This window comes from Bacillus cereus group sp. MYBK108-1 (assembly GCF_051917185.1).
Taxonomy (GTDB): domain Bacteria; phylum Bacillota; class Bacilli; order Bacillales; family Bacillaceae_G; genus Bacillus_A; species Bacillus_A cereus.
The window spans coordinates 277,748-290,855 of record NZ_JBQAHZ010000004.1 but is presented as its reverse complement, the minus strand read 5'-3'; the positions used below and the strand labels follow the sequence as shown (position 1 = coordinate 290,855).

The window sequence follows — 13,108 nt, the reverse complement described above, 5'->3', positions numbered from 1 at the left end:
TTTTATTATTATTTTCGAATTTGCCCATTTCCACGAATCACATATTTTGTAGAAGTTAATGCTGGAAGCCCCATTGGTCCTCTTACGTGTAACTTTTGTGTACTGATACCAATTTCCGCTCCGAATCCAAATTCGGATCCATCTGTAAAACGAGTCGATGCATTATGATAAAGTGCCGCGGCATCTACAGAAGTAAAAAACTTGCTGACGTTTTCCTCGTTTTCAGTAATAATTGCTTCAGAATGCATAGATCCATACGTATTTATATGATGAATCGCATCTTCAACAGTGGAAACCACTTTCACTGCTAGTGTGAGAGATAAAAACTCAGTTTCCCAGTCTTCTTCTGTCGCAAGTAAGATAGAAGAATCAATCGCCACTGCTTTATTATCACCACGTAGCTCCACTCCTCTTTCCTTCAAGGAAGAAAACAACTCGCTACCATATTGCTCTGCCCAATTCTCATGAAGTACAATCGTCTCAATTGCATTACATACAGATGGACGCTGTGTTTTTGCATTTATAATAATATTAAACGCCATTTGTTTATCTGCTGTTTCATCAATGAATATATGACAATTTCCCGCACCTGTTTCAAGTACTGGAACAGACGCTTCTCTCACAACAGTATCGATTAATTGTTTGCCACCTCTTGGAATAAGAACGTCTAGATAATCCTTCATTGTAAACAACTGCTTCGCGCTATTTCGCGTTGTATCTTCTATAAGCTGTACGCTTTCTTGAGGTAAGCTTGTTAGTTTGAGCGCTCTGTGAATAACGGCAACGATGGCCTTATTAGAATGAATAGCAGAAGAACTACCACGTAATATGACTGCGTTTCCTGTCTTCAAACAAATTGTAGCTGCATCCACTGTTACATTCGGTCTTGCCTCATAAATCATGCCTATAACACCAAGTGGTACGCGCATCTCCTGAATAGATAGTCCATTTGGCCTTTCCCATGCACTTACACATTCTCCTACAGGATCACGTAATTCAATTAGCTGCTTAATCCCCTCTGTCATATCAATAATACGATTTTCAGTTAGCAGAAGACGATCAAGGAGTGAATCAGAAAATCCTTTTGCCTTACCTTCTTCAATATCCCTCTTGTTTTCTTCTAAAATATAAGCTGTTTCTAATATTAACTGATCAGCTATTGCGGAAAGTGCTTCGTTTTTTTGCTCTGTAGATTTAAGCACAAGCTCTCTAGCAACCTCTTTTGCTTTTATCCCCTTTGCCAACACTTCATTCATTTTTATTTCCTCCTTTTTAAAGTGAAACCCAATGATCCCTATGGATGACTTCATAACTATGTCTCTCGCCTCTTACTTGAATATCTTGGCTTTGCATACCTTTTACATCTCTTAGTTCCTCTGCACTATATGTGCATTGTCCTTTTCCTATTACGCGCCCTTGTTGCGTTACAACCTCTACAACTTCACCCACTTGGAAAAATCCTGATACATTCGTAACACCAGCTGGAAGTAAACTCTTACCATGCTGAATGATGGCAGTAGCTGCCCCAGCATCTACTTCAATTTGTCCGCTAACAAGCGAATGTAAGGCAATCCATTGCTTGTTCATCTTCATTTCTTTTTGAGGAGCATTACCAACATACGTTCCATCACCCTTACCCTTCAAAACATCTACAAACTTTTCCTGTCCACGTCCTGTTCCGATAAATACACTCACACCAAGAGAGAGCGCTGTCTTTGCAGCGTCGATTTTTGATTTCATACCGCCAGTCCCAAGTTTTGAGCCAGCATCTCCTGCAAGAGAAGAAATTTCTTCCGTAACTTCAGGAAGAAAATAATATTTTTTTGCATCCGGATTTTTCTGAGGATTTTTGTCATATAACCCGTTCACATCCGTAAAGATCATAAGCATATCCGCCGAAACAAGCCCGCTTACTAAAGCTGACAGCATATCATTATCACCGAACGTCAGCTCCTCTAAAGAGATGGAATCATTTTCATTAATAATTGGAAGAGCGGAGCGGTTTAATAATTCTCCTAACGTAGCGTAAGCATTACTATATTGTTCTTTTCTAGAAAAATCACTCCTCGTCAGCAAAAGTTGCGCAGTAACGATGCCATATTTACGGAATTCCTCCGTGTACGCCTGCATTAACAAACTTTGTCCGACAGCTGCTGCAGCCTGTTTCCCTTTAATCGTTACAGGTCTGCTAGGATATCCTAGCGCTGAAAAACCTGCAGCGACGGCTCCAGATGTAATTAACACAACCTCGTGCCCCTCTTCTTTCAACCGAGCCAATGCGGCAACGTGATCTGAAAGCTGTTCTGTAGAGATGCCTCCGTGACTATCTGCCAAGGAACTACTCCCAATCTTTACAACAACTCGTTGTTTTTTCACTTTTTTATCCCCCAAGTCTAAAATCAAAGTTTTTTATAAATTACACTTCATTCACTTTGTAACTATATCTATTCTCATCAATGCTGCAATGAGGTATTTAAGAGCAAAATAAAAATGACCGCTTCGCCCTTAATAAAATAAAAAGGACGAAACGGTCATTGTTCCGCGGTACCACCTTAATTGATATACATAGATATCCACTTGGTGCCTATAACGCAGGCGAACGCCTAAACTTTCATTTAAGACTCAGGGATAGGTTCGATATATTCTATACGAGGAATCTTTCAGCCGGTGAATTCCACTCTCTTTCGCAAGAAGACATATGTACTAATTCCCTTCAACGATTTTCAATCTAATTTTTTTATATTATGCGATATAGTTCGATTCGGTGTCAAGAGGTATTTTTAAAAATAAATAGAGCCGCAAGTTATTTGTATGAAATTATCGCCCTACTGAATGAAAATACAAAATGATATAAGTTTAACTCATATTCATAAACATAAAACCTTACATTATAGTGTATATATTTACATAATGTCGAATATAATTAATTTTTATCTTTTAGTGTTGCAAAAAGGAATATATTCTCTTAGAATGTTTCTTTATATTGCACAGGGATGTTATTCTTATTCTAAGAAAATAATATCAAACCGATATAATTGATTATAAAAGGAGCAAGATTGAGTTATTATGGATAAACAAATTGGATTCATCGGTTGCGGAAATATGGGAATGGCTATGATTGGCGGAATGATAAACAAAAATATAGTGTCTTCAAATCAAATTATTTGTTCAGATTTAAACACTGCTAATTTAAAAAATGCTAGTGAAAAATATGGGCTAACTACAACTACCGACAACAATGAAGTAGCTAAAAATGCTGATATTTTAATTTTATCAATCAAACCAGACCTATACGCGTCAATAATTAATGAAATAAAAGAAATAATCAAAAACGATGCTATCATCGTTACGATCGCTGCTGGGAAAAGTATTGAAAGTACTGAAAATGCCTTTAATAAAAAAGTAAAGGTTGTAAGGGTAATGCCTAATACTCCTGCTCTTGTTGGAGAAGGAATGTCTGCATTATGCCCGAATGAAATGGTGACAGAAAAAGATTTAGAAGATGTACTAAACATTTTCAATAGTTTTGGTCAAACAGAGATCGTAAGTGAAAAATTAATGGATGTTGTCACATCCGTAAGTGGTTCTTCACCAGCTTATGTATATATGATTATAGAAGCGATGGCAGATGCTGCTGTACTAGATGGTATGCCAAGAAATCAAGCATATAAATTCGCTGCTCAAGCTGTGTTAGGCTCTGCAAAAATGGTACTAGAAACAGGAATACATCCAGGTGAATTGAAAGATATGGTTTGTTCTCCTGGCGGAACGACAATAGAAGCTGTAGCAACATTGGAGGAAAAAGGACTGAGAACAGCGATTATTTCAGCTATGCAGCGTTGTACGCAAAAGTCTGTTGAACTATCTGGTCAAACTAAAAAGTAAAACTGTAAAAGAGATCGCGTTAGCTATGAATTCATATGAATTTAATTAGAAATTCACTACATGATAAACGGCCAAACTCATATATAATTGAGTTTGGCCGTTTCAGTTTTAATTATATTAAAATAATTTCATTCAAATCTTCTTTACAGGTTCTGTTTTATCCCTTACCTATTCCCTACTATGATTGTGTAATTTTATTAGAAACTAATAATTTTTCAATGCACTTCGGTAACATATCTAATAGCGTTTCAAATGCGTAGTTTACATCTAGACGTTCTGTCCATTGATGTGCATCTTTTCCTACCGGCCCCATATTTAATACTGGAACATCAAACTCTTCTAATTCCTGAAGCGGAATTGAATAACCTTTATCCCATAATGGCATATTGTCTACAAGCGAACTCATTGAATCCAGTGGATACTGCAAGCCTACATAACTTAAATCTGAAATCCCCCCAAAATAATTTTGGTTTTCAAATGTAATTTTATGATTGTAGTGTGCATACTTTTCCATTTCTACAACTACCTCTTTTATTAAAGGATTGTTGCGTGAACTCACAGCTGGATAGTACGGCGGAGCGAAGAAAAGTACAATCATCGGTGCCTTTTCTTTACATAAAATCGCTAATTTATCTACTAAATCAATGGTTACCGCACGATCATCTTTATCTCCTCTATTTTTTATAATATTAGATTGAATATGATTTATTTTTTCTCGTCCATGTTGCTCAATTGCATATGTGATAAGCTCTTCATAAGTTAATACATTTACTTTGAGATTAGGTGGTATAAATGGATTATATTTAGAAAAACGATATGCATGTTTTTCATACGACTCTTCTATTTTCTCTGCTACTTTCGTTACTTTTTGACGTAACAATGAAACTACATCTGTCATTGATTTTTCTAATAAAAACAAATTAAATAATGTAACTGCACGATGCGGAATTTGTACAGAATAATCCTCTTTTAAGTCCCTTTGAAGTAAGTTAGTTGGCGGAGGACTCGCTTCCCCTTCTACAATATCACAAAGGTCTGTGTTTAACTCTAATTCTGCTGTTATTAATGAAGCCATATAACTCCCATTTAACCCTGCAAAAGGTTCACCTACATGTGTCTCTTTTCCGTAGCAAAGAAAACCAGGTAACACTTTACCAATAGAGCCAGTGTAAATATACTTATTTTGGTCACCAGGATGTCTTGAAAACATAGGCTCTGAGTTTAGTACCGTTTTATACTCTAAATCATGTTCTCTTGCTAACTCTAGTAATCTTGGAACAGCAGCTCTCATCCCTACAGAGTTTACTTCTTCATCTGGTACAGCCAATAAAAGAACATTCCCATCAAATCTTTCTTCGCAAGCTTGCTCAATCATTGCCATTTGTAATGCGAGGCCGCATTTCATATCCATTGTTCCTCTACCAAACAGCCATTCTCCATGTTCTATATCTTCACGTACATGGTCTGGAAGTTCATCTTTATGAGAATAAAACATAGATGTTAACTTTTTAGGATTAAATGCATCTTCTTTCCACATTCCGTAATCTTGTACATCTACAACATCAAAGTGACTTACTAGAATTACAGTATTTTTTGTACTATCGCTTTTCTTTACTAGTGCTGTAACAAAATATCGTCCGTCCCCTGTCGGATTTTTTTGCAAATGGTGCGGGTTTTGTTTGAAATACTGTAAGTCAGATAATTGTTCCACAACAAAGTCTGGCAATATTACTTCAGCTTCTGAACCGGTAATACTAGGAATTTCAACAAGACTGCTTAATAATTGAACCAATTGTTCTTTTGATTGCCACTTTGACATATAAATCCCCCTATTTTCCGCATTATGAAAACTAATTCCAGTATATGAATAAAAAATGACGACAGCTATCAAAATTATAGTTCTGATGTACTGCCGATTTTTATTGATATTTCATGAGCCGCTTGTTTTACCTTGCTAATAAGAAAAGATAGTCGATCATCATTAATACGATGACTAATTACCCCAACACTTAATGCTCCTACTACTTTATGATTAAATCCGATAATAGGTGCAGCTACTGAAGCTGTCCCTTCTGTTTTTTCACCATAACTGACAGCATATCCTTCATTTTTTATTTGCTTTATTTGATTAAGAAGAATTTGCTTTTGTTCTGGTAATGAAGGAAGTAAATACTCTACAATATGTTCCATTTCATTCGTTTTCATATTGGCAAGCATCGTTTTATTTGCAGCACCAATTGAAAGTGGAATTTGTTCTCCTAGATTATCGATAACTCGAATTTTTAAAGGACTATCAATTCTTTCAATGATAATAGAATGTGTTCCGTTTGGAATATTCAAATAGACACTTTCTTCCACTTCAGAAGCCAAACGTTTCATCACTTCTCTCGCAACAGATCTATAGTCTACCTTCTCCAATTGACGCAACCCTATTTCCATCCACATTGGTCCAATTTTGTACTGTTTTGTCTCTGTAATTTGTGTAACTAACCCATGCTCCATTAGAGAGTTAAGTAATCTATGTACTGTACTAACCGGGAGATGTGTTCCATCAGCTATATCAGAAATAGCCCAATACTCTTTTTCATTTGTAGAATTCAATAATTTAATAATACTTATCGCTCGATCAATGGACTGTACCATAACTCGCCTCAACTTTACTCGTAATATGTTAGTACGCTTAATTAACTATCAATTTAGCAAACATTCGAAATGAAATCAATCTATTTATTTAATTTTCTAACAATAAAAACATATCACTAACAACGAATTGAAAACGCAAACAAAAAAATATTGACTTTTCTTTTTAATTATCTGAAAATTATAACAAGATTTCACATCACGGAATACATTCCATAATACGGAAAAACATCAAACGTTATTCTATCAACTACGAAAGTGAGGAAAACAATGGCGCAAGTAAGCAATACAAACAATGAATTAAAACGTACGATGAAAAGTAGACACTTATTCATGATTGCACTCGGTGGTGTGATTGGAACCGGGTTATTTAACGGATCTGGCTTTATTATAAGTCAGGCTGGACCTGGTGGATCCGTACTTGCCTTTATTGCTGGTGGATTATTAATGTATTTCGTTATGCTATGTCTTGGTGAACTTGCTGTAGCCATGCCTGTTTCAGGTTCTTTTCAGGAATATGCTACTAAATTCATCAATCCTGCAACTGGCTTTACAATCGGATGGTTGTATTGGTTAAGCTGGGCGAATACGACCGGTCTTGAATTTACAACTGCCGGTATTACAATGCAGCGCTGGTTTCCTGATATTCCTGTTTGGGTTTGGTGTTTAATATTTGGCGTTACCATCTTCACTATTAACGCATTATCTGCTCGTAGTTATGCAGAAACAGAATTTTGGTTTTCAAGTATAAAAGTATCTGCCATTATAGCTTTTATAATTCTTGGTGGCGCCGCTATGTTCGGTTTTATTGATTTAAAAGGCGATGAACCAGCTCCACTTCTTTCAAATTTCGTAAATCATGGTGGTTTATTTCCGAATGGACTTGCAGCTATTCTATTAACAATGGTTACAGTCAATTATTCCTTCCAAGGTACAGAGCTTGTCGGAATCGCAGCAGGTGAAAGTGAAGATCCAGCAAAAACTTTACCTCGTTCTATTAGAAATATTATATGGCGCACAATGTTTTTCTTCGTCTTAGCAATCTTTGTTCTTGTTGCTTTAATTCCTTGGGAAGAAGCTGGATTAACAAAGAGTCCATTCGTTGCTGTTTTTGATAATATCGGTATTCCATATGCAGCTGATATTATGAACTTTGTTATTCTTACTGCTGTTCTTTCTGTCGCAAACTCAGGACTATACGCTGCTACTCGAATGCTTTGGTCTTTATCAAAAAACGAAATGGCTCCAGCATTTTTAAAGAAATTATCATCACGTGGGATTCCTCTCAACGCTTTAATCATGACAATAGCTATTTCTGCTTTTTCTCTTTTGACAAGTGTAGTAGCTGCTGAAACTGTTTACTTGTGGCTCATTTCAATTTCCGGAGTCATTACCATTATTGTTTGGATGTCAATTTGTGTTTCTCAATTCTTTTTCCGCAAACATTATTTAGCAGACGGCGGAAAATTAGAAGACTTAAAATTTAAAACGCCACTTTATCCACTCGTACCAATTCTTGGTTTTGGATTGTATGGCATTATATTAATCAGTCTTATTTTTATCCCAGAACAACGACTTGGAATCTATTGCACTGTCCCATTTATCATCTTTTGCTACACTTACTATCACTTTAAAGTTAAGAAAAGAAATTCTACTAACACTCATAGTGAAACTAAAATTAGCGAGACTTCGTAATATTTGACTATACATAAAAGACTACACATGGCGTTTCACTTCATGTGTGGTCTTTTTTCATCATTTTAATATGATTTCATCTGAATTTAATGAATATATCCCCTTTCCTACAAAAGTAGTAGAGTGTTCATTTAAACACTTACTACCTCAGTGGGATTTATCACATTCCAATTTCAATATAATAGCAAATAGGTATATCGGATATAGATGTACATTACTAGGCTTATACATATTTCAACTTTAGAATTATATTCACTATTCAATTGGTAGTTACCAATAAAGAAAGAAAGGAATGATCATAATAATACAGAACATATACGAAACTCATTTACATGTAAGAAATTTAGAGAAGGCAATAAATTTCTATCAAAACAAGCTAGGATTAACGTTAGCAAGAAAACTCTCCAAAAGAAGAGTGGCTTTCTTTTGGGTCGGAGAAAATAAACAACAAATGCTTGGACTATGGGAAGTACATAACATTGAAGACTTTGAGCCGAGACATTTTGCTTTTGGTGTAAATTTAGAGTTTTTAATGACTTCTAAAGCGTGGTTAGAGGAACATGGAATAGCAGTGATAGGAAGTCAAGGAACAGGAAATCAAGAGCCAATTGTCCAAAGGTGGATGCCTGCTGCAAGTGTATACTTTCTAGATTGTGATGGAAACAAATTAGAATTCATTTCTATGCTACATGAGAATCCAGATGAATTAGAATATGCGTCCTATTTAAGTGTATGGAATGCGGAACACCAAGAAAAATGAATGGAATTTTCGTTCAAGTCTTTTCTTATTTTTGGATATAATGTTGTACGATCCCCCCTTTTACTATGAATTTGTTAACATAATGCATTTACTGTCATCTTATATTTGTACTTACGTACGAGCAATTCCTAATCTGCTTCAATTACAATTTGAATTATGTAAATTTTCCTCTTATCTGGCATCTACTCTTTAAACACAAACTCCCCTTAAATCGAAAATGATTAAGGGGAGTTTTATATACGATGCAATTATAGTTCAGATTTCACTCGAACAGAAACATTATTTTTAATTATATTTTTGACATCTTTAAAGCTAACAAAATTGTTACTTTTCTCATCCCAAAGACGGAAACGTAGTGATTGTAAGCTTGTAGCAAGCGTAATCGTTGGTACATTTTTTAACGGAAGCGTATTATTGTGTGCCTCTTCTAGTTTATAGTTAGGTACCCTTGGGCTTAAATGGTGAACATGATGGAATCCAATATTACCAGTTAAGAATTGCAAAATTTTAGGAAGCTTATAAAAAGAACTTCCTTCCACTGCCGCTTTCACATATTCCCAATCTTTATCCTCTTCAAAATAAGAATCCTCAAATGTGTGCTGTACGTAAAACAGCCAAATCCCTACTGAACCTGCTATTAAGAATATAGTACCATGTACTAACAGAAACGATTGCCACCCAATTGCCCAGCAAAGTATAGCTACTACAGCAACAATTATAATATTCGTCAAATAAGTATTCATACGTTCTTTCTGCCTTGCACCTTTTCGGTTAAATCTATTTTTAAGCAAGAAAACATAAATCGGACCTAATCCAAACATAACGAATGGATTGCGATATAAGCGATATGCTAAACGAAGTCTAAATGGTGCAGCTACATATTCATCAACTGTAAGCGTCCAAATATCCCCTGTACCCCTCTTATCCAAATTACCACTCGTAGCGTGGTGAATAGAATGTTCATGCCCCCACTGATCAAATGGGAATAATGTTAAAACACCCATACACGTTCCAACTATTCTATTTGCACGTCGACTTTTAAAGAACGAATAATGGGTGCAATCATGAAAAATAATGAAAATTCTTGTCATAAATCCAGCGGCTAACAGTGCTGGAACTAATGTTAACCAATAAGAAACTGACAAACTTTTATAAGCAAGGTACCATAAAATAATAAATGGCACGATTGTGTTGATCAGTTGCCAAACACTTTTTTTAATCGTTGATTTTTCAAAAGGAGCAACTTGTTTTTTTAAATTTTTAGTATTTTCTAAGGTCATTGTTCTAATTCCTTTCCTTTTTGTTGCTAATTCATATTATAGCACACTATTAGTATCAGGTGTTAAAAGTAGCTATAATAAATATTATATACTATGAAAATCTCTTTTTTCTTACTCATTACTTACAAATTACTTACGCCCAAAATAGCTTCTATAATTGGACAGGCGGAGTATTTTATTTATAAAAGAAACTTCGAATTTTTCCAATAAGTACATAAAAAAACAGCAAGTTTTTTCACAAGAAGAAAAAAGCTGCGATAAGTCAGTTTCACCGACTTATCGCAGCTCCTCTTCGTTTTACCTTATTTTATCGATGAAGCCACACTGCACCTGCAGACTTGTCTTCAGCTTGGCCTACCACTTCAAACTTCAGTCCTAGTTTCGGTAACTTACGTCCTGCATCAGGAATAATGCTGTTGATGTATTGCTTAGAATCATCAAATTTTGCCACTCCTGGTAATCCTTTATAATCGAAGATACCGCGAGTTGGTGAATTTACTTTCCATGCTGGTGTTTGATCAAATGAGAATGCCGCATCGGCAATTTGGTAACGCGTACTGCTCTTCACAGTAGGTTGTCCGTTTAATGTCCCTACAATTGCCTCTGGATGAGAATCTACTACTCCTAAGAACCCTTCACCTGGATGAACGCCTACCCAGTTATCTGTAAAGCTTTGATCCGCATACCATACAACCATTCCTGTATTAAATACTGGGCCACGTGCATGTTGTAACGCAGTGTCAGAACCAGCGTAATTTCTCCACTCTACATAGTAATTATGTTTTTTCTGTTCAAATCCGTTAGACACAGTAAAGCCTTTTAACGTCATTGCTGGCTGACCTTCTGCATCATCAGAGAAAACAACTTTTCCATCTACAGTTAATGCTGCATTATCTAACGCAAACCCTTTATAAGCTACTGCAATATCTGTTAAGTACTCAAATTGCAGTTTTACTTTTTTTCCTTTGAATTGGCTTAAATCGTATGATTTATCAACCCACTTACCATCAGTTGTATCCGCGCCGCCTTTTACATCTTTTTCGCCCATTCTATCAATGCGTGTCTTCGTTCCATCTTCTGCAATCGCATATACGTCAAGGAAATCATACTTCGCTTCAAGTTCGTAAAATGCCTTATAATCGAACTTAGCATCCTTTGCATTTGTTAAGTCAAATACTGGTGTCTCAAGTGTTGTATGAATGTCATTTCCTTTTGTACTGTAATAGAACTTCTTACCAAACGCTGATTCGATATTTTTTATATCTTTGTCCGGCAAGTTAACACGAACGATTCCAGGTCGTTTAGATTTTGTAGTACTTTGATCTACATATGTCGCAACACCGATTCCTTTGCTAAGTTTGTCATAATCTACTTCAAGGATATTCGCCCAGTTCCCCTTCATATTCTTTTGGAAAAATTCTTTATTTTGTGGTGAGAAACTCGTTGGCTCTGTTCCTGCAATTTTTCCAGCCCAGCTACCACCACTCATAATAGACCATGACTCAACAGGTTCACCTTGTCCTGAGTACTTTGTATCATATTCATCTGGTAAGCCTAAATCATGGCCATACTCATGTGCAAACACACCAACTGCCCCGTCTTCAGGCTCGATTGTATAATCATATGCAGCCATCTTTCCGCCCCAGTTCGAAACAGAAGATTTCGTGCCATCAATTGCATATGGTTTTGAACCTAGTTTTGAACGATGTGACCAAATCGCATCATCTTTCAATTTACCGCCGCCAGCTTCTTGACCAACGCCAGCATGTACAACCATTAAATGATCAATAATGCCATCTGGCTCATTTTTATTTCCATCACCATCTTGATCGTATTGATCAAATTGGTCATAGTCTGCTAAATTGATTCCTTTTGCTACCGCTGCTTTTAATGCTTCTTTCACAAAATCTTTTGGTCCTAAAGGCCCCTTGTTATCATGCCCAGTACCCGCATCAGCACCATAATCTGATGCTTTTCCTGGAACAGTAAGCCATTCTGTTACAGTCCCATCAACTGTGTAGCTACCACCAGATTGTTCTTCATAATATTGCTTAAATGTGTTAATCTTCGATCCATCAAATAAAGTAAATGGTTCATCACCAAATAACATTTTTTGATAATGTTCACGATTAAAGTCTTTAGAATACATGTATCCTGGCTCTTGATCAATATTGTTATGCTTAAAATCGCTAAATTCTACAAGTAAAACAAGTACTTTATCTTTTCGAACAGCTCCATTGTATTCTTCTTGCTTCGCTGATGTAGTAGGTACTTTTCCATTTAATTTCCCAGGGTTCAATGCTGCACCTTGTCCAGCTACTGGGCCTACTTCAGGCTGCTGCGCCTGTTCATTTTCCTTCATTTTTGCATCTTTTACTTTTTTCATAAAATCAGAAGCTTCTTGCGTAAGACTATCTCCTGTTAAAATTTCTTTCCCAGGGTTTTCCCCTTTCTTTTTCTCAACATATTTTTCGACAGCCTTTGACGTCTCAGCTTGCGATGCAGATTGATCAATTACCCCCCGTTGTTTTAGCGCTTCAGCCAAGCGCTCCTCCGGTATTAAGTGCTCATCTATTGGTAGAGATGATGTTGGTGTCTCAGCATGCGCTGCGTGACCTCCAAAAGCAAACGTACTACTTAGTACTGCTGCTGTTGTTAATACCGCTAATGGTTTTAATTTCTTTTTCTTTTTCAATGTATTTCCTCCCCAGTGTCTGCAAATTATCGTTTTTTGCCGATAACAACATAATATTCGTTATAATACGAATATTCAATCTTTTTCAACAAATAAAATGTTGAGAAATATTTTTTATGCAGGGTGAAATACATAAGATAGAAAAACAAACTC

General features: G+C 36.0%; 9 protein-coding genes and 1 other annotated feature. Of the genes, 3 read left to right on the top strand and 6 right to left on the bottom strand.

What is annotated here, in order from left to right; genetic code table 11:
• Positions 1-8: 8 nt before the first annotated feature.
• Positions 9-1,256: a glutamate-5-semialdehyde dehydrogenase gene (locus ACTFSL_RS09735; protein ID WP_001006608.1), complete on the bottom strand. Its 1,248-nt coding sequence runs from the start codon at positions 1,254-1,256 to the stop codon at positions 9-11.
• 16 nt (positions 1,257-1,272) lie between these two features.
• Positions 1,273-2,376: a glutamate 5-kinase gene (proB, locus tag ACTFSL_RS09730; RefSeq protein WP_000744809.1), complete on the bottom strand. Its 1,104-nt coding sequence runs from the start codon at positions 2,374-2,376 to the stop codon at positions 1,273-1,275.
• 139 nt (positions 2,377-2,515) lie between these two features.
• Positions 2,516-2,726: a binding site (T-box leader), on the bottom strand.
• 340 nt (positions 2,727-3,066) lie between these two features.
• Here proB and proC point away from each other — a divergent pair.
• Positions 3,067-3,885 (top strand): pyrroline-5-carboxylate reductase, encoded by an 819-nt coding sequence (proC, locus tag ACTFSL_RS09725; RefSeq protein WP_000360723.1) that lies wholly within the window; start codon positions 3,067-3,069, stop codon positions 3,883-3,885.
• 178 nt (positions 3,886-4,063) lie between these two features.
• Here proC and ACTFSL_RS09720 read toward each other — a convergent pair whose 3' ends face one another.
• Together ACTFSL_RS09720 and ACTFSL_RS09715 are read right to left on the bottom strand one after the other, a co-directional pair.
• Complete coding sequence (locus ACTFSL_RS09720) at positions 4,064-5,704, bottom strand: M20/M25/M40 family metallo-hydrolase (RefSeq protein ID WP_000049571.1); 1,641 nt, start codon at positions 5,702-5,704, stop codon at positions 4,064-4,066.
• A 74-nt stretch (positions 5,705-5,778) separates the two neighbouring features.
• Complete coding sequence (locus tag ACTFSL_RS09715; protein ID WP_440041592.1) at positions 5,779-6,528, bottom strand: IclR family transcriptional regulator; 750 nt, start codon at positions 6,526-6,528, stop codon at positions 5,779-5,781.
• A 267-nt stretch (positions 6,529-6,795) separates the two neighbouring features.
• Here ACTFSL_RS09715 and ACTFSL_RS09710 point away from each other — a divergent pair, with 267 nt between their 5' ends.
• Positions 6,796-8,220, top strand: coding sequence for an amino acid permease (locus tag ACTFSL_RS09710; protein ID WP_000079991.1), 1,425 nt, complete (start codon positions 6,796-6,798; stop codon positions 8,218-8,220).
• A 301-nt stretch (positions 8,221-8,521) separates the two neighbouring features.
• Entirely contained in the window at positions 8,522-8,980 is a 459-nt protein-coding gene (locus ACTFSL_RS09705; RefSeq protein WP_142292844.1) for a VOC family protein, read from the top strand.
• A gap of 248 nt (positions 8,981-9,228) precedes the next feature.
• Here ACTFSL_RS09705 and ACTFSL_RS09700 read toward each other — a convergent pair whose 3' ends face one another.
• A complete protein-coding gene (locus ACTFSL_RS09700) occupies positions 9,229-10,260 on the bottom strand; it encodes a fatty acid desaturase (RefSeq protein WP_000171504.1) in 1,032 nt (343 codons plus the stop codon).
• A gap of 307 nt (positions 10,261-10,567) precedes the next feature.
• Complete coding sequence (locus ACTFSL_RS09695; RefSeq protein WP_000727440.1) at positions 10,568-12,955, bottom strand: immune inhibitor A domain-containing protein; 2,388 nt, start codon at positions 12,953-12,955, stop codon at positions 10,568-10,570.
• Between the last annotated feature and the right edge of the window lie 153 nt (positions 12,956-13,108).